Here is a 22,418-nt window from a genome sequence, read left to right on the forward strand (position 1 = left end):
TTAAACACGACGGGCATTAGAACGAAATCCGCAGCAATTCCACAGGAAAATTAGCCATAACAGTTGGCTTGTGGAATGTCATCAAACCGAGCGTCAACCATTTATCGATTGAGGGCAAGGAAACGGCAAACCTGTCTGATTTAGGTATGAGATCGTTTCTCGTAAAAGGCGTTTTCTCGCCCCATCCTCGCGTAGAATAGTGTGCAAACCACATTCCAGCGGCTGATCCAAGGATACCCGCGATAACATACGGTTTATGGCTCTCCGCCTCAGTCAGCAGAACTGCCCCATTGCCAAATAAGGCACCCGCATACGCGCCAATTTGTATCAAAGCTGCCCTGCCGGCTGTGTATTCACCTTTAGCAGTCAAATTATAGCCAAGATATGTTCCTACCGGTAAGCCGACCATAGTGGCAAATACGTAAGGGCGCGGTGCTTCTACATCCATTAGAGAGGTAATTCCGATTGCATAGGCACTGCCAACCAATCCGCCAAAGGAGATGAGATGTGAGCGTCCCTCATTAATCGGTTTGTTGTAAATCAACTTTGTTGTTGCCCACGTTCCGATAGGGACTCCAGCCATTATGGATGCAACATAGATTTTGGCTTGCGTCCACTCTTCAAGGTTTTCGATATTGGCGACATACGGAATCGCGAACCCATAGAATCCCCCCACAAAACCGCCATTGGTCATCAAATAGGATTCACCCTTTTTAAACCATCTGTGATCAGTCAGTCTATGAGCAATCAGCCCGCCTATTGGCGTAGCGAGCATTGCAGACGCAAAATAAGCCTTTTCATTCTCTGATTCAAACAACACTGGCACTGCGAAACCGTATAGGGTGCCGGCGAGACTGCCCGATAGGATTAAGTTAGTGCGCCCCACACCAAGCCGATGGTTTCTTGTTGCTGCAAGCGCGCCCGCAAAAGATCCGCCGCCAATGAGGAGCTCCAATCCAGCGAATTGGCTTCCTGATTCAAGGTCAAGGATGAGAGCGGTCCCCGGTCCGTAAAGCGAAAGCCCATATAGTGTTGAGGCGGCAACCATTAGCGTCCTGCCTTCCTGCTGCTCTTTTAAGGAAATGCTCTGTTCGGTTTGCGTTTGGGAATAGCCTTCATGCACAAAGCACATAAAAATAAAAGCCACAAAGCAAACAAGAGAAATGGCTTTGTGAAACGTAAAACGCGTTCGCATTATAAACCGCTCCTGATTTCCGATCACGGTGTGTGATTCTGTTGATTCATGAGGTGCTACTATCCAGATTAATCTTCACCTTTAATGGCGATGATAGAAACAGCCGTAGTAGGAAATGCCGATGGTTTGTAGTTGCCATCTGGTGCTTTGGTCGGGAATTTGTACTGAATTATAATTTTTGTCATAAAGCGACTTAGATAAATCATAACGTGAGTTTGATAAAAGTGGAATGTCGGGTTTCGCTACCGGTATTGAGGCAGAAAGTGTCTTGAAAAGTGGCATATCCGTCCCAATACTAAGACTTTTGGTGTGTATTTACTGCTCTACCTGCAGGAAACACCCAAGCAAAAACACCTACAGATTTATTTTCAAACTGGCGTAATCATACCAATTTTTTTAAAAACAATAAAATTTACCGTTGGCATCAATTACGCTTGCAGATTTGGAAGCAAATTGTGGACCCTAATGGGCGAGTACAAGAAGTTTAGTAAGGATTCAATCTATTCATGGATAGGACCGGGACCCGCCTCTAAGAAAAGAGACGGGTGTACATAACGATTAACACCTACAGTGGTAATGAAATCGGTGCGCCGATTTGGGAGGAACGGTAGGTTGCCTCTGCCAACTCGATACCGTCTCTACCCATCCGTCCGTGGGTCGTCGGTTCCGCTTCACCGGCGATGCATTGGAGCCAATGGTCGATGCTCGTTCCTTTTGCCGCTACCCCCCAATATCGCTGCTGCCGCCGTTCCTCTGGCATGTTGCGGTAGGTATCATCATCTGGCACAGGCGCAGTGAATTCTTCCACTTCCGCCATGTCGTGCGTTTTCCAACGGAGTCCGTTCTGAATCAACGTCGCGGAACCTTTGCTCGTGACGAGACCGTTCCCGCTGTTCCGAATCTCAGATGCCCAACTCTTCATCATCATACCAACCCCACCGTTCTTGAAATGCACGGTCAACACTGCATTGTTCTCCACGGCTTCTTCGGCAGATGGGTAAGTGCCACCAAGCGGCACATGGCTTGTGAACCCGTAGACCGTAGAGGCGGGACCGTAGAGCCACAACCAGATATCGAGTTCATGAATCGCTTGCTCTACGAGCATACCGCCCGACTCTGCCTTCACAAAGAGCCACGGATGCCGTTCCGGTGAAAACCAGCCGACTTGATTGGAATACGCCATTTGCAGAGTGCCGAGTGTGCCATCGTCCAATAAGGATTTCAGTTTCATGTAACCCGGACTGAACCGCATCATATAGGCGACCATCAGGAGGACCCCTGCCTCTTCAGCAGCGGCGATCATTGCTTCACCCTCCGCGACGTTACAACACATCGGTTTCTCCATCAAGATGTGTTTGCCAGCAGCGGCGGCAGCGCGGGTGATTTCGAGATGTGGACGCGGATGGGCACAGACATCGACTGCATCTATATCCTGCCTATCGAGGAGCGCGCGGTAGTCTGTGTAGGCATCAGCACCGAACTGGTCTGCTTGCTCATTTGCTGATGCTTCGTTGATGTCAGCGATTGCGACGATGTCAGCGCGTCGCGTCGGTTCTTGATAATAGGGAGCATGGAGATTTCGGAAGATACCGCCACATCCGATAATACCGACTCTGATTCTATCCATTTTTTAATTTTTCCTTGCGGGTAGATACCGTGCGTTTCGACTTTGACGTGCGTTCCTTATAACCGCCCTCCATTACATTACGGGCTATGGGTTTCGGTCTAAGGAAACCTCTTTACTGGCTGCTGATTGCTAACTGCTGGTGTCACCTACTACTTTTAAGGATAGGAGGCGGGGTCTCGTCGGCTAAAAGTTCGAGTGCCTCGGCGATGAGTGCGTGCTGCAATTCTGGGTTGTCGGGTTCACCGAGCGGATGTCCAAAGCCATACGGAACAAGCAAGGCACGAGGTGGTTTTACTTTCCTCGTAATTTCCTCAATAAGGGTAATTGAAACCGTGGAAATTCCCACATCTTCAACAGCACGTTGTATCAATCCGACGGATTGATTGCACATCGGTCAGACAGGGGTTAAGAAAGCGACGTTCACACCATCGGTTTTAAGCATCTGTGCAACCTCAGGTGCGGTTTGCGTAATAAGGGCGTGCGGTTTTGTAATGGATCCCATAAAACTGAAGTGTCTGTGATTGAGCGAACCGATTTTACCTTCGATCTCCAACTCCCTGAATCTATCAAGTGGGAACGCAAGGTTCGGATCTGTTTCGAGACCCCGTTCATCGTAAGCGGCACTTTTATGTCCATTTATGAGTGCTTGTGTCTGAACGGAATTTGGGATCTCTCGGTAGGAACAATCTCCGTTCCCAAAGGGATCCTGCCCCTCAAGCAAAAAACCGGCGGTTGTAATGAGCGCGACGCTACATTCATTCAACGGCACGCGCAGCGGCGTATGCGGCGATTCCTTATACCGCTTACCGCGATAAAGCTTCATAAAGAATCGAGATAGAGGATCAAGTTGACGCAAAGGTGCCATAGGAACCTCGTATTAGCCGTTCGCGAAAATGAGTCGCGTCCTATTTTGGCACGGGAATTGGACTGTTTGTCCAGTTATGCCGCTTTCAATGGTAGCGAAGCCGATTTCATTGACAGCAGTATAATCGTCACGCGCACAATCGGGCAAGGGTCCACCGTCTAAGTAATCGGTAATCTGTTTATATGCGACCTTGAACGGACCCACGTTTTCAGGAAGATCGAGGGTTGCGTTATCAACTAACTTCCCCGCTTTATGCACAGTGGTGTCGCTATAAAAACCTGCCTGAACGCTGCCTTCACTGCCGAGGACATCAACCGAGAATCCACCCCGTGTGCCATGGTTTCCGACATGGAAACCGATAATACCACTTTCAAATTGGATCGTTGAACCCACAATCGCCGGTTCTGGTTCATAAGGCTCTGGCACATCCCCACCACCAGAAACATATCCAGTCACTGAAACCGGGTCATAGCCAGCGAACTGGCAAATCATGTCCGTCGTGTGGATAGCGAAGGAAAGCACACCCCCACCACAATAACCGATAACGGTTTCCACCTCGCCGATGAGTCCGTCCTTGATAAGCGATTGGAGACGTATGAGGTGTGGTGCCCAATGCCTCGTGTAATCCACGACAATCGGAATTCCTTTCGCGTCGGCACCTGCGGTCATCGTATCGACCTCTTCGAGGGAACATCCAGCGGGTTTTTCGAGGAAGATGGCTTTGATGTCCGCCCTTAGGACGTTCTGCATTACCTGAAAATGATGCGGTCCGCGCACACAGACAGCAACGATGTCTAAATCTTCACTTTCAAGCATCTGCGTATCCGTTTCGTAGTAGTTTATGGAATTGGTTGGGAAGGCAGGTCCCCACACCTGTTGAAATTCTGTTTGGCGTTCCTGGGACATGTCAGCGACTGCGACCAATTCGGTTGTCTCACAAAAACGGATACCGCCTGTGTGGCAATAGGGATAAGCGTCATCTGGTGTTGAATAACGGGCGGCGATACTGCCCAATCCGATGATACCGACACGATACATTGCGATTTCTCCTTTTTCGAGGGTTGCCTAAGAAGATAGCATAGACGCGGGAAATTGGCAAGAGAATAGGAGAATTGGTGGGAATAAGCTTTTTATTTTCGTGTGTGAGAGGGTTGTTTAAGTGTCCCCCATAAGGTCGCCTGCGTATTCTTAGTTGGAGAAACAGCGAGGAATCCGGAGGGTACCCATACGGGCTGCCTCCTTAAATTGTTGTATCGGTTGAATTTACGCTACAATCATTGTAAAATAAATATACAATTTGTGGGAGTTTGGGCAATTTGTTTTTTATAGATATATGTGATTAAGGTACAACGAATAATACACTGAAACTTATGAGACCCGCGCGCTGCAGCGCGTGTATACTGAGGAATAATTACACATCCAATGCGACTTTTAATAATATCAATTATCGTTATTTCTTGTGTCATTAGTGCTCCGGTGTTCTCGGATTCTTGGTTGTGCGGGACACCTCTCCTGCATCAAGAGCATATCAGTCAACAGCCCCCTGAAGAAATTCCCGCTGCACCTGCCGCCCCGGTTCAAATCGGACACGTAGAGCGACTTTTTATTCACATTCCTGAGGCAGAGGTAATAGCGACGTGTATCGCTAAGAGTGAACACCTCTATGTCTATGTCGAAAATTCAGTGCGAGATCTGTTCACGGATGCTGAAGCTGCTGCGGTAGCAAGAGAATTTGACAACCGCATCTACCCAGACGTGCGAAAGTGGATGGGAACTGAATGGAAACCCGGACTCGACAGGGACAACCGAATTACCTTGTTGATGCACGATGTCGGTATGAACCAATCTGGAGCGGACTACGGCGGTTATTTCTCACCCACCGATCAGTTGCCCACATTGCCGAACAGTAATCGTCGCGAAATGCTCTATATGGATATTTACCAGTTCAGAGAACGGGATCGACACACTTTTTATAGCAGTCTTGCACACGAATTCGCACATCTCATCAATTGGTTCCAGAACGGCGGGACCACTGACCAGCGGTGGTTAGAGGAAGGCACTGCAAGTTTCGTTGAGTGGGCAGTTTACGGCACTGTCCACAATATTTTTGTTGACGGTTATTTGGCGAATCCCAGCGTCTCGCTTGCTTATGCAAATACGAGAGATACCTATTACGGTGGGACCTTTCTGTTCATGCTCTACCTCTATGAGCAGTATGGAGGACCGGAGATTATCCGGAATATTATAGAGACAGACGCACTCGGTGAGCAAGCGATTGACGCTGCCTTGGAAGGCAACGGAAGAAGCGACAGATTCCCTGAAGTCTTTCTGAATTGGGGACTCGCAAATTGGGTGAATACACAGGCTGAAAACAAGCAACTCGGTTACGCTTCGCTACGTGACCGAAAAGTAAGTGCTGTAGTCCCACGCGTTCGCAGTTACCCGAATGAGGTGAACAATATTCCCATCGACCAATGGGGGGCACACTATATAGTTTTTGAGAATTTACCTGAAACTCTGGATCTGTCGGTGATTGGAGATAGCTCAGGAAACCTCTACGCAACAACTCTTTATCAGCCGTCCAACGGACGCCCCGTCGTTACACCCATCCCGTTTGACACGAAAAACAGAGGACATCTTCGTCGAGAAGGACTTCTGCGCGGCGGTAGGATTGTGCTAATGGTAACAGCAGATGTTCCACAGACCTTCCGCTATATCGCTGTGGATTTACCGGTCGCCAACAACGTTGGTGCAGCAGATGTTCCACGCCAGCGTGCGTCGGACACTTTGCCTGACGCTGTAACCCACGCCCTCGGTAATCTCACCCAACGGAGTGTTTCGCTCGCGAAACTTACACCGGAAACACAACTCGAACCAAGGACGCAAATCCATCTTGCCAGCGATTATACCGATGTTGCAATCGGTGGCCCGAATGCCTCCCATCTTTACGCGGCGAGTGATTGGGGCCTTGAAATCTTCACGTTGGTAGCGCCGACACAACCCGCCCGAATTGGTGAGATTGTCACGCCTGGTAGGGCGCGATCTGTCGCTGTCGCGGGAGATACTGCTTACGTCGCTGACGGTGCTGCAGGCATACAAGTCATTGATATTGCAGTCCCAAGCAAGCCGAGTATTGTAAAGACAGTCGGCGGGTTCACGGGGGTACACAGCGTTCGAGTCGCTGATGACAAACTTTACGCCCTCGACCGTGAGCGCGGACTGCTTGTCTTCAACATACGCGATGTCCAAAATATGCAAGTACCTCGACCCCGACGTTTCTTTCGCACTGCAGGCACACCGATCAATGTTGCTATCCACAACGGCACTGTCTATTTCAGTGATGATAGACACGGATTGATTATTCTCGATCCAAGCCCATTCGGTGATTTTGTTGTGCGCGGCATTGTGCCAATTTTATCCAATGCCCACGAAGTCGCAGAAACAAGAGGGACAACTCACGCCTATGTCGCCTCAGGCAATCTCATTCTGGTGGACGTTACCGATGACGAAAATCCCGAAATAGATTTCCGTCTTAACACGCCAGGACTTGCCACAGGTATTCAATTCCGCAACAATACCATCTATCTTACAGACAGACAAACCGGACTCCACGTCATCAATGCGCGTAACACACGACAGCTTCGACGTATCGCCACACAACCTACATCTGGCAATGCGACCGATATAGTCCTCAAAGATACACTCGCATATATCGCCGACGGAAAGGGCGGGATCCAAACAATAGACATCAGCGAATCCGCATCACCGAAATGGTTACACCGGTATGCCTCCGGTGGCGCAGTTTATGGACTTGATGTCGTTGAAACAGACGCGGGGGAACGGATTGTCTACGTCGCAAACGGTGTCGGAGGATTGAAGACCCTCGAATTTACGACGCCTTATCAGGGCAGTGTGACAAAAAGGCTGCCGTTGTCTACGAGTGTCATCACCTCTAAAAACCAGTTTGAGGCTGCCACCTGCACAAAAATCCGTGTCCAAAATGGTCACGGTTTTGTTGCCGCTGAGACCGGAATGTACGTTGTCAATCTCGCCACAGATACGATTGCCGTGCATATTCCGACAGCTTCACCTGTTTCGGACATCGCGTTGCATGAAGGTTACGCCTACCTCTGCGCAGAGTCTCTAATCGTTGTTGATAGCCGGATCCCTCAACAAAGCAGAATCGTATCCCGGCGCGACATGCCGGGGAGTGCTTATCGTGTTATTGTCGATGCCAACCGACCAACACACGCCTATGTCGCTGCCCTTGAGGGCGGGCTGCACGTTTTCGACATTACAGGACCGGCAGTCCCGCGCCTGGTTGGAAGTTATGCTACGCAAGGAAATGCAATAGGCGTTGCCCTTGCGGATGAACGGGCTTACCTATTGGACAGCGGTATCGGTGTTGCAGTGCTTGATGTGTCTGAACCGAACAATCCGACGCTGCAAGACGCATACGAGAGCGATGCCCTCCCCATCGACGCGATAGTTAGTGGCACCTATCTCTATCTACTCGAGGGCAATAGTGTTCAGGTGATTGACACACGTAGATTGACAGTCACTTCGAGTTTCCGTGGACTCAGGTTCCCGTTTGAATTGAAGTTGGTAGGGAGTGCTCTCTATGTCGCGGATCTGTATCAGCTTCGTATCTTTCGTGTACACATAGAAGGCTATTCACTGGCTGTGGAAGGACGGACGGAATCTGATTGGACTCCGCACGTCGTTAAGCCTGCGTTAGTCAACGGTTTAAGTCAAAACTTTCCTAACCCATTTAACCCAGAGACATGGATTCCGTATCAACTCGCCTCAGATACGAATGTATCCCTTCACATCTACGATACTCACGGGAGGCGTATCTATTCTAAAGCACTTGGCTACCACAAGGCAGGTTCACACACCGTCTATTGGGATGGCCGTAACACCGCCGGCGAATCCGTCGCGAGCGGCATATATTTTTATGCGATTCAAACTGGTAGTTTCCATGCGACTCGGAAAATGCTCATCAAGAGATAATTTTCTACACTGAACTCCGGAAATTGTTGTGATATAGAAGCCGTCTGAATCTCTTGACATACCCCTCAAATAGCTGAACAAAAAAATTTTGTAACGCCATCGGACAAAAAACGTTAAATTGTTTAGTCCGATACCGTCCCATTAAACTCATGTTCGGTCTTATCAAATTTCGGTCTTATCACACTATTATGAGAGACTTGCAAGGAGAAATATAAGATGTCCAGGAACAGCGTAACAGGTCGTTTCCGAGATATTGAGATAGCATTTAGCGTTGAAGGTACTCGTACCTATATGAGTGTCCGGAATCTGATTAGCGACGAAAGACAAGTGCGCGTAATGTATCAGAAATTAGCCATGAGTGGACTCGCTAATTGGAGGCAGTTTCAATTAACTCATACGCCCGTCCTGCTGCGCCTCCCAACGGAGGTCCTCGAAGCATATCGACTCACCTTTTTTGTTGACAATGCGGAACCTATTTCCGCTCGTATTAAGAAAATATTGGCAGAATTGGACGAACTCAGAGTTAAATTGCCAGCAAAGGATTTAGTAGAAAACCCCGTGCCTGTGGTTGATACAGCCCCTTTACACAACCCTAATAACATGGACCCACGCACCAAGCCCGAATCTGAGCTCGCAACGATAGAATACATTGAAAAAGTCGTTGCTTCTCGTCCGCCGAAACCGGTAGGAGAACAGGTTGAAAAAGTAGTTATTCCTCGTCCGCCTAATCCAGCAGAAGAACTCATTGAACCTAATCCAGCAGAAGAACTCATTGAAGATGCAGTCGTCCCGAACGAACCTGAATCCTTAGAAGAAACTGTGATCCCGAGCGATTCCGAAGTAGGCACGGCAGAGCCGGAACAGTTGATCCTTCCTGAAAACAAACAGGAACAGATAGAAGAGCGCTCACCTATACATATCGTTCCGAAATCACAGGGAGTTAATGTAGACAACAACCTTGAGTTTAAAATCACCATCCCAACCCTGCCTTCCAGTGCGCGTGCGAAGCAACGGAAAGCACAGGCACCAGCTACAGGGACAGATGGCTCCTCTTATACGGGCAGGGTAACTTCAAAACAGAAAAGGAAAGGAATTTTCGGTCAGTTTGCTGTAGCCCTCGGATTTCCTGCTGAAGGAAGACGCGGTAAGGCTTACTATCAGGAAAAAGGCGAAGCCATTCAAGACGATTTTCAGGATAAACTCTCTAAGTTAGAGAAGGATTACAATGAAGGCTACGGTCTGAATCTCATTGATTGGGATCCAGAAACGCTCTGTGAAGAGGAAACCGCAATTCTGCTGCTTAACCTCATGGTGAACGAGGTAACTGCCTGGCAGAAAGAGACGAAGCGTGCGACTCCTGAAACCAAACAGCTTGTTGAAACGCTCACTGAAGTAGGCATGCAACTTAGACAGACACTCAAGCAGACGCGTGGTATTTCCACACCCTCACCCACCTTATTCCCTGATCTCCTTGCTGAAAACACCCGCGATTTGGAGAAAATTCAGAGCGAATGTGATGCCTATCTCCACCGCTTCACGAAGAAGTTAACCGAGCAGGAAAAGAGACACGCGTCAAAGATTGAGGTAATCGTTTTCAAGAAGTTCCTCATCGAGTTCGTCCGCGATTTTCTTTTTGTTGAGATCGCCAAAAACACGCGCGGTAACGTGTTACCGAAGCGTCTCACTTGGTTCTTAGACCTTGTTGATTCCGAAGTGATTCCGATTGAAATCGGGAAAACGAAGGTATCGTCTAACCACCACAAGGTAAAGGGCGCCTGCAGCAGCGAATTCGAGTCAGGCACCATCGTTGAGGTCGTCGCGCCAGGCTTACAGTCTAAGGACGGAAAACGGGTCAGCCAAATGGCTGTCGTTATTGAAGCGGAGTAAAAAGATGCAGACGAGTGCGGACGTAATTCAGAAAGTTTCACAGATCCCACAAGTAGAACTCGGTCACTTTCCGACACCGCTTGAGGAATGCCCACGGCTGTCTGAGGCGCTCAGAGGTCCGCGCATTTTCATCAAACGCGAAGACTGCTCGGGCTTAGCATTCGGTGGAAACAAGGTCAGGCAACTTACCTTCACAATTGGTGATGCTGTTGCCCAAGGTGCCGATACAATTGTACATGGTGCGGCATCGCAATCGAACCATTGTAGACAAGCCGCGGCGGCTTGCGGTAAACTTGGACTCAACTGCTACTTACGTCTCGCACGTGACCACAAGAGTATCCCGCAAGGGAATCTATTGTTAGGTAAATTAGCAGGTGTCGATGTTGAGATTGTTGATGTCCCATTTGGACCCGAATTAGATGTCGTAAAATACGAACTGTCGAAAAGACTGGCGTCAGAAGGGATGAAACCTTACGTTGTCGCGGGACCACGCTCAACTATGCTCGCCGCTGTTGCCTTCACATGGTGCATCGCTGAAATTGCAGAACAGCAAGAGCAATTAGGTATTGATGCCGATTGGATTTATACGGCTTCCGTAGGCGGCACACAGGCAGGTCTTGTTCTTGGCACCAAAACGCTTGGGCTGAAAATGAAGCCATTCGGCATCGCTCCGATTGTTTGGGAAAATAAACTTGAACGTATGCGCACAGCTGCGAACAGTGCCGCAGATACCCTTGGACTCAACACGCAGATTGTGGATGCAGATATTCAGAACACAGATGACTATATTGGAGAGGCTTACGGCTATCTCACGCCGGAATGTATTGATGCCCTCAAACTCGTTGTCAAAACGGAGGGTATTTTCCTTGACCCCGTCTATACCGCCAAAGCAATGGCGTGCCTTATTGACCACATCCAACAGGGCAAGCTCGGACGCGACGATACCGTCATTTTCCTTCACACAGGTGGCACCCCCGCACTCTTCGCATACCATGAGGAATTAGTCGCCGATCTGTAGCCTCAATCTCCTTTAATAACCCCGACCTTGATAGTGTTGCTGCGCTGTCGTTCTACGCACAGCAGCACCTACACACATCTCGCCTCTGTTCGACCTTTCCTTGACTCTTTTTTTATACGCTATTATTTTATTTAGGACTTACGCATTTCCTCGGTAGGTGCGGTTTGTAACCGCACCGAATGCGTCCGAATAGATGAAATTTACTGATTTTGCGTAAGTCCTGTTATTTCTCATGGTGAATTGGAAGTGAAGCAGACATCTGCGTCGGTGTAAACAAAAATTGTCTTGACAAGAACAGCATTACTTATTATACTATTAGTATAGCACAAGATAATCACACGCAAGAACGAAAACGATCTACAAGACGATACTGTTGAGAGATAGTGTAAATCCTCCTTACCCATCGTTACCTTGCAACGAGATACGTGACACGATCTCTTAGAGAAGGATCCCAAAACATGTCCTATATACACGGCTCTCACGATAACCACTATAAACCCAGTGAAAGTCTAAAGCATCTGTTTGAAGAACTCATCGTAAAACCCTTTAAACACGATCTCCCTGCACTATCGGAAGACATAAAAAATAACAGAATATACTACTGGGAAGACATAGCGCGCATCCTGAAACAAGGACAGAGCGATTTTGATGAAACATCTTATGATAAACCCTCCAATGAATATTATTTTCCAAAAGACAAAGTATCAATCTATTGTGTCCATCATATGCCGAGGCACCTTTTCGGTTCTTATCACATCTTTACGAATTGCCTCACATCGATAAGCGAAAAGGATAAAATCGTATTCATTGACTTCGGTTGTGGTCCACTCACCTCAGGTATTGCTTTTCGAGCTTTTGCAGAACAGGGCGACATTACTTATTTAGGAATTGACAGTTCACAAACGATGCTCAATAAGGCGGCAGCAATCAATACATACGGTCCCAACACTTATAGAGAGCCTTTCTTTGAGAAATTCGAGTTAATTCGCGAATCGGATCATTTGACTGGATTATTGGATAAGTATATTGAAAACGGTGATGGCACACAGATTATATTTAATTTTTGTTATTTTTTTTCGAGTCCAACATTAGACATTAATACCCTATCTGATGTACTCATCCAGATTATGACGGAATACAATCAGCATAAAATGTGCTTCATATACCAAAATCCTGATCATCGATCATTATCCGGGGGGCGCCGTTTTAATTTGTATGGCAAATGGAAAAAACTTAAAACGGACCTTTCGGTGTTTAGGGGTCAAGGAACCCAATCAAATGTTGAAACCTTTTCTTATCGTAGACTGGTAAATGGTTTACTGCACGATAGTGCCAATGTCTACTACGAGATACTGTGCTACGCGTAAGTACGCACGGCAGCGACGGGTATCGCTAACGTTTAGAAGTGTGATTACAAAAAACGGTGAAACGTCATAGAGACACAATTCCTCAATCGAGTCCTGCATCGAATAAAAAAGCGCGGTCTCTCGACCGCGCTTCATAAAACCAAACGAACATTTTTAGAACCGTTCCGCTTTAATTTCGCCCCACTGTGTCGCCAATTTTTCTTTGGCGTCAACAGGGAACGGCGTATCGCGACTCAGATCGTCTTCCGGATCGCCTTCAAAGTATCGGAAGTTATCAAGCCAGAAATCGACATCGGATTGGGCAATTGCCAAACCGACCCACATATCCCTTTCAACATCAGCAGTCGAATTGAAGGTAATGTGGTACTCCTCCCATTCCTGTCCTAATAGATTGATAGCACCCCCTTGATAAAAGGTCCAAGGATCGTGTTGCATCTGCAAACTCAAGGACACTTGTCGAGGTTTTTCGGAGCGTGCCCAAAAAATGACCGTATACGTCTCACCCGCTTTCATTGACATATCCAGTTGTCTAACCTTTGCGTGCCAATCGGTGCCAGTCGCTTTATGCCCAATAACTTTGAGCGACTGTTTTCCGTGCTGCGGATTTTTCTTATCGATTTCCATCGTATAGAGTCCGCCACGATTGCAACATGCCCCATCCTCTAAACCCCAGGCTTCTTGATCCTCCTCAAAACTGTGATTTTCGAGAAGGAGTTCACCTTTCTTCCATTTTCCCCAATCCTGTGGGGTGCCAGCGAAAGCACTCAAGCCTATCAGCAGCGTGAATATGCAAACGCTTACAGTCATAGATTTTGTCACGTTAACTTTCTCCCTTGTGCGCTAAAACACACCTATAAAATTAATCTTCGCTTCGCATCAACGATTCCACCTCAGACAGGACCTGTGTCACCTCGGTTTGATCGACCACTTCAGCAACACTGGCGTAACCTGCTGTGTGAATCATCTCCACGAGATTTTGTCCTAATTGCTCAATCGTCCATGCGACTGAATCCGGCACACTCTCTTTATCGAGAGATCGCTGATCGTTCTTCCCGGACGGATCGTAGTGATAATGCGGGTCCTTGCGGAAGCAGTCGAAGCGGAGTAGTTGAACATTTTCATCATCCACTTCGCCGTAAACACGGACAGAGGGACCGCCATCTGCTCCGATATCGCGGTTGTCGACGTGAAGTTCAACGCCACCGACGTGGAACACTTTTTCACTCATTGTCCATTCCTCCAGTTTCCAAAAGTATAAATATATTATACATCAACGCTATGGTTCTGTCAAGTCGATGCAAAACCGAAAAACTGGTCTCAGTGTGCAATCCAATTTTTCCAAGAAATCTTTTTTATAGTTTTTACTATAAAAAAACTTGCAAAAAACGGAGGGATGTGATATACTATTATTAAATTTGAATTTGCCTGTCTGAATTACTATGAAACAACAGATGCTTGACCGCTTTGGACGGATCCACACGAATCTTAGGATCTCGGTTACAGACGTATGTAACTTTCGTTGCATCTACTGTATGCCAGAAGACATGACCTTCATGCCAGACGCGGCACTGATGACGTTCGATGAGATTCTGCGCCTCACCCGCGTTTTCGTCGCCTTGGGTGTTAACAAAATCCGTATTACCGGTGGCGAGCCGCTTGTGCGTCCCGGTGTGCCTACACTCATAAGGCAATTGACGCAGATCGAAGAACTCAAAGACATCAGTTTGACAACAAACGGCATCGGTCTTATTAACCAAGCACAAGCACTTTACGATGCGGGACTCCGCCGTATCAATGTCAGTTTGGATACACTCAATGAAGAGAAGTTCGAGCAAATGACGCGCAGGAAGGTGCTCTCACGCGTGCTTGCAGGGCTTAAAACAGCACACGAATGCGGTTTCAACCCGATTAAAGTCAACGCCGTCGCAATGCGCGGCTTTACCGATGACGAGATTGTTGATTTAGCGACCTTTGCCCGGCAAAATGATTATCAACTCCGATTCATCGAATTTATGCCGCTTGATGCCGATGATGTGTGGGGACGGAACATGTATATCCCCGGAAAAGAGATTATCGGAAAAATCAACGCCGTCTATCCACTCACACAGGTAACCCAGAACGGTGAAGCGAAGAACGACACTGCCCAAAGGTATCGCTTCTCGGATAACGGAAATGAGGTAGGGGTCATATCCTCCGTGAGTGAACCGTTTTGTGAAAATTGTAACCGAGTGCGTCTCACTGCTGATGGAAAGTTTCGGACCTGTCTCTTCTCGCTAACGGAAACGGATCTGCTTACGCCGCTGCGCGAAGGGGGGTCAGATGAGGTGATTGCGGCGTTAATTCTCGATGCAGTCGCCCAAAAAGAGGCAGGGCATAAGATTAACGCAGCAGACTTCATTAAACCGGAAAGAAATATGTCGAGAATCGGCGGATAAGCACTAAAATCAATTGAGAAAGATGAGATGCGTTCGCAAATCGCAAAGTACTAAATGTTTCTAACTTGACTATAAGTAAGGAGTCCGGAGTCAAACAATGAACAATGAGATAATAATTAAAGACTTGCATATTAGCGTTCAAGAAAAACCAATTATCAAAGGATTAAATTTAACTGTTAAACAGGGTGAAATCCACGCGCTGATGGGACCCAATGGGTCGGGCAAAAGCACCCTTGCGAATGGCTTGATGGGGCATCCACTCTACGATATTGACTCTGGCGAAGTGATTTTTAACGGGGTCGATATTTTGGAATTGGAGCCGAACGAGCGAGCGAAACTTGGACTTTTTCTCGCCTTTCAGTATCCAACAGCGATTCCTGGGGTTAGTTTAGCAAATTTTCTACGGCTTGCAGTGAGTGCAGTCCGTGTCAAAGAAGGGAATGGTTCGGGCAACGATAAACTCATTCCGATGCGCGAATTTCGCCGTGAACTTCGCTCAAAAATGAAACAACTCGGTATTGACGATTCCTTTGCGAGGCGATACCTTAATGATGGATTTTCCGGTGGCGAAAAGAAACGTGCCGAGATCCTACAACTCGCAATGCTCGAACCTCAAATTGCGATCCTCGATGAGACGGATTCCGGGCTGGACATTGATGCGATCCGAGTCGTGGGTGAAAGTGTGAGCCAATTGATTGGACCTGAGTTAGGGGTGCTGATTATCACGCACTACCCGCGTTTATTGGACTACATCCGCCCGCAGTTTGTGCATATCCTGCTCGACGGTCAGATTGTTGAATCCGGTGGTTGGGAACTCACACAGATGTTAGAAGCAGAGGGCTATGATCCGATTCGTGAAAAACACGGTATTACTGAGGCTTAACTTGAAGCGGTGCGCGGCATTCCGCTAACATAATAGGAGAAGCGAAATGGCAAATTCTGAAACGAACACCATAGAAGAACTCGGGGTGAGTAAAGAGTATAAATACGGGTTCCACGATGATATTAAACCTACATTCAAGTCCCGGAAAGGATTGGATGAAGAGGTTATCAATCAAATGTCCGACATCAAAGGGGAACCTGACTGGATGCGCCAGTATCGGCTCGATGCTTATAAAATTTTCAAGCAGAAGCCGATGACGAAATGGGGCGGTGACCTTTCTCAACTCGATTTTGACGACATCTACTATTACGTCAAAGCCTCCGACCGGAGCGAGCGGAGTTGGGATGATGTGCCGGACGACATCAAAAAGACCTTTGACCGGCTTGGTATCCCAGAAGCCGAAAGAAAGTTCCTCGCAGGTGTCGGTGCGCAGTACGACTCAGAAGTCGTTTACCATAACATCGTCGAAGAATTGGACAAAATCGGTGTAGTTTTCCTCGATACCGATACCGCTATCAAAGAGTATCCGGATTTGGTGAAGAAATACTTCGGTACTATTATCCCGTCTGCGGACAATCAGTTCGCGGCGCTCAACAGTGCGGCTTGGAGCGGCGGAAGTTTCGTATATGTTCCGCCGGGTGTAAAGGTAGAATACCCACTGCAAGCCTATTTCCGCATCAATAGCGAAAACATGGGGCAGTTTGAACGCACACTCATCATCGCCGATGAAGGGTCCCAGGTTCACTACGTTGAGGGTTGCACTGCCCCGACGTATAGCAGTGAATCCCTACACAGCGCGGTCGTCGAGATTGTTTGCATGAAAGGCTCTCGAGTTCGCTACACGACGATCCAGAACTGGGCGAACAATGTATATAATCTCGTCACGAAACGTGCATTTGCCTACGAGGACGCGCAAATGGAGTGGGTCGATGGCAATCTCGGTAGCAAACTCACAATGAAGTATCCGAGTGTCTATATGATGGAGCCTGGTGCGCGCGGCGACATTCTCTCTATTGCGTTCGCAAGCAAGGGGCAGCACCAAGACGCAGGCGCAAAAGTCTATCATTGTGCACCGCATACCACTTCGCAGATAACTTCAAAGAGTATCAGCAAAGATGGCGGTAGATCCAGTTATCGCGGGTGGGTCGATGTTGCGAAAGGCGCGAAGGGGTGTAAATCCCACGTCGTCTGCGATGCCCTCATTCTTGATAAAGACTCCCGTTCAGACACCTATCCGGTTATTGAGATCGGTGAAAACGATACGAACATCGAACACGAGGCGCGCGTCAGCAAAATCGGGGAAGAGCAACTGTTCTACCTGATGAGTCGTGGGCTTTCGGAAGAAGAAGCTTCCACAATGATTGTCAATGGGTTCATTGAACCACTCGTTAAGGAACTTCCGATGGAATACGCTGTCGAAATGAACCGCCTTATCCAACTTCAGATGGAAGGTTCAGTGGGTTAAGTAGCAGTCGGCTATCGGCTATCGGCTTTCAGTAGAACGCATAACGGGTGAAAACGTTTTACCCACAACGAACTGCTGAGCGCTGATAGCTGAGGGCTATTACTAAGGAAAAAATAACATTGCAAAAGGGCAATTTTTCAAAAGAATTTCTTCAAAAAATAGCAGCAACTGAGCCAAAATGGATGCGTGAGAAACGGTTGGAGGCTTACGCACTTTACGAATCCTTGCCGATGCCGCATACTACCAAAGACGATGTATGGAGACGCACCGTTGATATGCGAACCCAAGATTATTGGCGGCGCACTCGGCGACATCTCCGTGGCTTCGCACTCGAAAAATATCATCCAAATGCCCCAATGAACGGTAAATTATCCGCCGAAAAGTCAGATTACAACGACGAGGAAACAGCAGGCGTGCTTGCGCAAGTCGATGGGCAACTCCAATACACCTCCACCACCGAAACGCTGAAAAAAAAAGGTATATACTTCGCAGATCTCCACACCGCACTACAAGAACAACCGGAATTGCTGCGTACTTACTTTATGAGCAGGGCGGTAACTCTGGAGACGGCGTTAAAAAGCGGGAACATTGCCCAGCACAACAAGTTTGATGCACTTCACGGTGCTTTCTGGCAAGGTGGTTACGTCCTGCATATCCCTAAAGGCGTAAGAGTTGAAGAACCGCTGCGGGTTTATATCAAGATGTCCGAGGCGGAACATGCCGACCTATCACATACGCTCATCATCGCTGAAGAGGATAGTAAGGTTGTAGTCTTAGAGGACAATTCATCTACCAATCCAGATGTGGGGGGGTTGCATAGTGGAGCCGTAGAAATTTTCGCGGAACAGAATGCGAACGTGACTTACGTGCAGGTTCAACAGTGGAATCGCCAGGTTTGGAACATCGCCTCACATCGTGCTATGGTCTCCAGAGACGCGCAACTCTGTTGGGTAACTGCCTCCTTTGGTAGTAGGTTGAGCAAAATAAACCAAGCTGTTGTCTTAGAAGGTGCTGGATGTACTGCCCAAATGTTGGGATTGGCTTTCACCGATGCCCGGCAACACTTGGATATCAGTACTGCCCAAGAACATATCTCACCACACACCCACAGCGATCTACTCTATCGGGCAGTCCTGAAAGATAGGTCGCAGACGGCATGGGGTGGTAACATTTACGTTTACCCGACGGCGAACCATACCGATGCGTATCAGAAGAACGACAATTTACTGCTCAGCGAGCGAGCGCATGCGGATACGCTGCCTGGATTGGAAATTCAAGCACACGAGGTGCGTTGTACACACGGCGCGACCGCTGGGAAGATCGATGCCGAACAGATTTTTTACCTAATGAGTCGTGGTGTGCCTTACGCACAAGCAGAAAAATTGATTGTTGACGGGTTTTTTGCCCCTGTCATGGAACGTATTCCGTTGGAATCCGTTCGCGAAGAATTGAGTACATCCGTTACGCGCAAACTTGAATAGTTTTCAGTTTTCAGAGGAATAGTTATCAGTTCGGATTTTCTACGAAAATCCTTTCAGTTATCAGTTGTCGGTTAGAAGATGGGTTCGTTAACCGACAACGAATAAAAAAGGAGTAACTCACAATGAGTCAACCGAAAATTATCGCTTACATGAAGCCCGTCTGCGGGTGGAGTAATGGTGTCCGTGCCATCTTCGCCAAATACGGTTTGGACTATGAAGATAGAGACATCATTAACAATGAAAACAACTATCGTGAAATGGTTCAGAAGACGCGGCAGCCCTATCAGCCGTGCGTCCAGATTGACGATATAATGCTTGCCGATGTCAGCGGCGATGAAGTGGAACACTATCTGGTTTCAGAAGGAATTGTTAAATCCAGCGAGGCTGAAACCGATGTCCCCACCGATCAGGCATGTGAGGACCATGGACCTTCCGCTGTCAATATTGGTTTCTCAAGCAGGTAGAGGCGTGAACGGAAGCAAGAATGGAAGGACGGAAGGATGGACATTCCAATCTTCCACCCTTCCACTCTTTCAATCTCTGATTTCATTCCAACAAGGTAACAACTATGCACGCCCCTCACTTTCGCCCTCTCGACGTAGAAAGCATCCGCAAAGATTTTCCGATCTTCGCGACAACCCCACCGTTGGCTTTTCTCGATAACGCAGCGTCGACGCAAACACCGCGTCCAGTCGTTGAAGCGATGGATAGCTACTATGATACGTATCGTTCTAATATCCACCGCGGTATCTACCGTATCTCAGAAGAAGCAACGGCACAGTATGAACGCGCTCGTGAGAAGGTAGCACAACTCGTTAACGCCCCGCGGACACGACAGATTATCTTTACACGGAACACGACGGAATCCATCAACCTCGTCGCTTACAGTTGGGGCAGTGCGAACATCCAAGAAGGCGACGAAATTGTTCTCACGGTTATGGAACACCATAGCAACCTTGTGCCTTGGCAGCTGCTGGCACAGCGCACTGGGGCGGTGCTCCGATACATCGAGATAACTGACGAAGGGTTGCTTGACTTCACACAACTTCAGGAACTCGTCACTGAAAAAACAAAACTTGTCGCCATAGGGCATGTTTCCAATGTGCTCGGAACGATCAATCCGATCCAGTCGGTTATTACAGCTGCACACGCTGTTGGTGCAAAGGTCGTCGTTGATGCGGCACAATCGGTGCCACATTTTCAGGTTGACGTTCAGCAGCTGGATTGTGATTTCCTGGCGTTCTCTGGACATAAAATGTGTGGTCCGACGGGTATCGGTGTCCTATACGGTAAATTGGAACTCCTTGAAGAGATGCCGCCCTTCCTCGGTGGCGGTTCAATGATTCGGAGCGTCGAACGCGACGTATCCAGTTATGCTGAGCTTCCCGCCAAGTTCGAGGCGGGCACGCCAAGTATCGCCGAAGCAATCGGGCTTGGACATGCAGTCGACTATATTACACAAGCAAACTTAGCAGCACTTCAGGTTCACGAACAAGAGCTCCTAAAATACGCACACAATCGCTTACAAGAAATTGAAGGTATTACCCTCTATGGCCCCTCTTCACCGCATCAAAAAGCGGGTGTTATCTCCTTTAATCTGGAGGGTATTCATTCGCATGACGTGGCTGGTGTTTTGGATACGCACAGTATCGCCATTCGGGCAGGACATCACTGTGCCCAACCGCTCATGAAGCGGTTAGATGTTATCGCCACCGCCCGTGCGAGTTTTTACCTTTATAATACAATAGAAGAAGTGGACCGGTTATACGAAGGGCTGTGCAGAACACAAAAGTTGATGACTCGGCGCCGGAGAAGGAGAGAAGAATGAACGTATATCAGGAAGAATTGCTTGACCATTACGAGAATCCGAGCAACTATGGAACATTGCCAAATCCTGATATTTCCCATGAAGAAGACAACCCACTTTGTGGGGATCGGATTCGCATCGACCTCATTGTTGAAGACGACATCATTACTGAAGTGCGTTTTTCCGGGCACGGTTGTACCATTAGTCAAGCGGCTGCTTCTATGTTAACTGAGGAGATTGAAGGTAAAAGTCTTACCGAAGTCAAGAAACTTTCGCGAGACGACATCTTAGATATGATCGGTATTCCTTTGGGTCCCGTCCGTCTTAAATGCGCATTATTGGCACTCAAGGTTCTCAAAGCAGGTGCTTACGGCATCAAAGGCTGGCCCGGCGAGGAAGATGAATAAGGAGAAGCAACCCAATGAGCGACAATCTAACAACACCAGAAACTCAAGTCACACTGAGTGTTCAACAGTTAGAAAGCCTTATTCGCAAAGTAGTGCGTGAAGAATTGGTGGAATTTGCGGCACAAGAACTCGGAATTTTTCACCTTGATAAGGAATCTCCGCTTTATGAGGATATGGAGGATATTCTTGAACGTAAAAAATCCGGTCAGTTAAGGTTTCATACCCACGAAGAAATTTGGAATTCATATAACACACGCCCAAATCCGCAGTTTAAAGGCTAACTGGGTGAAGAAAGAAGAAAACACAAATATGGCAGAATTCTATAAAGTTGCGAAAGTGAGTGAAGTGCCACCCGGCACGAAACAATTAGTCGAAGTTGACTTTGTTCCGGTATTACTCTTCAATGTTGACGGAGAGTTCTACGCGATGGAGGACGTTTGCACACACGACGGCGGTCCGTTGGAGGAAGGTTGGTTCAACGGTGAGGAGATAGAATGCCCTCGGCACGGTGCTCGTTTTTGTGTGAAAACCGGAAAACCCCTCTGCATGCCTGCTGTCGAAGCCGTCGATTGTTATGCCGTCAAAATTGAGGACGATGATATTCTCGTCAGCGTCGACTAATCAATTACCGAAACTTCATAGGAGGAAATCTTGATGGTATCCGAAGAAACCGTATTAGAAGCTATCAAGCAAATTATCGATCCGGAAATAGGGATTAATATCGTCGATATGGGACTTATCTACGGTGTTGACATCAACGATACGACTGTAGACATTACAATGACCCTCACAAGTCCTGGATGCCCTGCTGGCGGACAAATTGTGAACGGCACGCAGCACGTCACGCAGCAGATGGAGGGTGTTGACGAGGTCAATGTTAATGTTGTCTGGACACCGCGTTGGACAGCAGAATTGATGACTGAAGACGCAAAGGACGAACTCGGCATTTTCTAACGGTAGTAGGGTCT

Annotated in this window: 21 protein-coding genes; 14 read left to right on the forward strand and 7 right to left on the reverse strand. The window is 47.9% G+C overall.

Annotation, left to right across the window (positions count from 1 at the left end; translation table 11 throughout):
• Positions 1 to 16: 16 nt before the first annotated feature.
• The 5 genes from J4G07_05020 to J4G07_05040 form a co-directional block, all read right to left on the reverse strand.
• The gene (locus J4G07_05020; GenBank protein MCE2413343.1) at positions 17 to 1,195 is read right to left on the reverse strand and encodes a hypothetical protein; all 1,179 of its coding nucleotides are present in this window, start codon (positions 1,193 to 1,195) and stop codon (positions 17 to 19) included.
• A 565-nt stretch (positions 1,196 to 1,760) separates the two neighbouring features.
• On the reverse strand, positions 1,761 to 2,822 hold the full coding sequence (locus tag J4G07_05025; protein MCE2413344.1) for a Gfo/Idh/MocA family oxidoreductase: 1,062 nt from the start codon (positions 2,820 to 2,822) through the stop codon (positions 1,761 to 1,763).
• Positions 2,823 to 2,964: 142 nt separating this feature from the next.
• On the reverse strand, positions 2,965 to 3,213 hold the full coding sequence (locus J4G07_05030) for a hypothetical protein (GenBank protein ID MCE2413345.1): 249 nt from the start codon (positions 3,211 to 3,213) through the stop codon (positions 2,965 to 2,967).
• 3 nt (positions 3,214 to 3,216) lie between these two features.
• Positions 3,217 to 3,687 (reverse strand): hypothetical protein, encoded by a 471-nt coding sequence (locus J4G07_05035; protein MCE2413346.1) that lies wholly within the window; start codon positions 3,685 to 3,687, stop codon positions 3,217 to 3,219.
• A gap of 12 nt (positions 3,688 to 3,699) precedes the next feature.
• Positions 3,700 to 4,725, reverse strand: coding sequence for a Gfo/Idh/MocA family oxidoreductase (locus J4G07_05040; GenBank protein ID MCE2413347.1), 1,026 nt, complete (start codon positions 4,723 to 4,725; stop codon positions 3,700 to 3,702).
• 384 nt (positions 4,726 to 5,109) lie between these two features.
• Between J4G07_05040 and J4G07_05045 the strand changes: the two genes are divergently transcribed.
• The 4 genes from J4G07_05045 (at position 5,110) to J4G07_05060 (ending at position 12,972) form a co-directional block, all read left to right on the forward strand.
• Positions 5,110 to 8,700 carry a T9SS type A sorting domain-containing protein gene (locus tag J4G07_05045; protein MCE2413348.1) on the forward strand — a complete coding sequence of 1,197 codons (3,591 nt, stop codon included), beginning with the start codon at positions 5,110 to 5,112 and terminating at the stop codon, positions 8,698 to 8,700.
• A 216-nt stretch (positions 8,701 to 8,916) separates the two neighbouring features.
• Positions 8,917 to 10,587 (forward strand): hypothetical protein, encoded by a 1,671-nt coding sequence (locus J4G07_05050; protein ID MCE2413349.1) that lies wholly within the window; start codon positions 8,917 to 8,919, stop codon positions 10,585 to 10,587.
• A 4-nt stretch (positions 10,588 to 10,591) separates the two neighbouring features.
• A complete protein-coding gene (locus J4G07_05055) occupies positions 10,592 to 11,605 on the forward strand; it encodes a D-cysteine desulfhydrase family protein (protein ID MCE2413350.1) in 1,014 nt (337 codons plus the stop codon).
• Between the two features lie 458 nt (positions 11,606 to 12,063).
• Complete coding sequence (locus tag J4G07_05060; protein MCE2413351.1) at positions 12,064 to 12,972, forward strand: class I SAM-dependent methyltransferase; 909 nt, start codon at positions 12,064 to 12,066, stop codon at positions 12,970 to 12,972.
• 153 nt (positions 12,973 to 13,125) lie between these two features.
• Here the strand turns inward: J4G07_05060 and J4G07_05065 are convergent, their stop codons facing one another.
• Entirely contained in the window at positions 13,126 to 13,779 is a 654-nt protein-coding gene (locus J4G07_05065) for a carbohydrate binding domain-containing protein (protein MCE2413352.1), read from the reverse strand.
• Positions 13,780 to 13,831: 52 nt separating this feature from the next.
• Positions 13,832 to 14,200, reverse strand: coding sequence for a hypothetical protein (locus J4G07_05070; GenBank protein ID MCE2413353.1), 369 nt, complete (start codon positions 14,198 to 14,200; stop codon positions 13,832 to 13,834).
• Positions 14,201 to 14,411: 211 nt separating this feature from the next.
• On the opposite strand from J4G07_05070, the gene moaA reads away from it, so the two are divergent.
• From moaA to J4G07_05120, 10 genes are all read left to right on the forward strand, one after another.
• Complete coding sequence (moaA, locus tag J4G07_05075) at positions 14,412 to 15,407, forward strand: GTP 3',8-cyclase MoaA (protein MCE2413354.1); 996 nt, start codon at positions 14,412 to 14,414, stop codon at positions 15,405 to 15,407.
• Positions 15,408 to 15,504: 97 nt separating this feature from the next.
• Positions 15,505 to 16,290 (forward strand): Fe-S cluster assembly ATPase SufC, encoded by a 786-nt coding sequence (sufC, locus tag J4G07_05080; GenBank protein MCE2413355.1) that lies wholly within the window; start codon positions 15,505 to 15,507, stop codon positions 16,288 to 16,290.
• 46 nt (positions 16,291 to 16,336) lie between these two features.
• A complete protein-coding gene (sufB, locus tag J4G07_05085) occupies positions 16,337 to 17,755 on the forward strand; it encodes a Fe-S cluster assembly protein SufB (GenBank protein ID MCE2413356.1) in 1,419 nt (472 codons plus the stop codon).
• Positions 17,756 to 17,874: 119 nt separating this feature from the next.
• Positions 17,875 to 19,236: a Fe-S cluster assembly protein SufD gene (gene sufD / locus J4G07_05090; protein ID MCE2413357.1), complete on the forward strand. Its 1,362-nt coding sequence runs from the start codon at positions 17,875 to 17,877 to the stop codon at positions 19,234 to 19,236.
• A 122-nt stretch (positions 19,237 to 19,358) separates the two neighbouring features.
• On the forward strand, positions 19,359 to 19,700 hold the full coding sequence (locus J4G07_05095) for a glutaredoxin (protein ID MCE2413358.1): 342 nt from the start codon (positions 19,359 to 19,361) through the stop codon (positions 19,698 to 19,700).
• 104 nt (positions 19,701 to 19,804) lie between these two features.
• Entirely contained in the window at positions 19,805 to 21,064 is a 1,260-nt protein-coding gene (locus J4G07_05100) for a cysteine desulfurase (protein MCE2413359.1), read from the forward strand.
• Entirely contained in the window at positions 21,061 to 21,450 is a 390-nt protein-coding gene (locus tag J4G07_05105; GenBank protein ID MCE2413360.1) for an SUF system NifU family Fe-S cluster assembly protein, read from the forward strand. The genes J4G07_05100 and J4G07_05105 overlap by 4 nt, the downstream gene beginning before the upstream one ends.
• A 14-nt stretch (positions 21,451 to 21,464) precedes the next feature.
• Positions 21,465 to 21,731 carry a hypothetical protein gene (locus J4G07_05110; GenBank protein ID MCE2413361.1) on the forward strand — a complete coding sequence of 89 codons (267 nt, stop codon included), beginning with the start codon at positions 21,465 to 21,467 and terminating at the stop codon, positions 21,729 to 21,731.
• Between the two features lie 28 nt (positions 21,732 to 21,759).
• On the forward strand, positions 21,760 to 22,071 hold the full coding sequence (locus tag J4G07_05115; GenBank protein MCE2413362.1) for a non-heme iron oxygenase ferredoxin subunit: 312 nt from the start codon (positions 21,760 to 21,762) through the stop codon (positions 22,069 to 22,071).
• A gap of 33 nt (positions 22,072 to 22,104) precedes the next feature.
• Complete coding sequence (locus tag J4G07_05120) at positions 22,105 to 22,404, forward strand: metal-sulfur cluster assembly factor (protein ID MCE2413363.1); 300 nt, start codon at positions 22,105 to 22,107, stop codon at positions 22,402 to 22,404.
• Positions 22,405 to 22,418: the final 14 nt, after the last annotated feature.

The organism is Candidatus Poribacteria bacterium (assembly GCA_021295715.1).
Classification (GTDB): domain Bacteria; phylum Poribacteria; class WGA-4E; order WGA-4E; family WGA-3G; genus WGA-3G.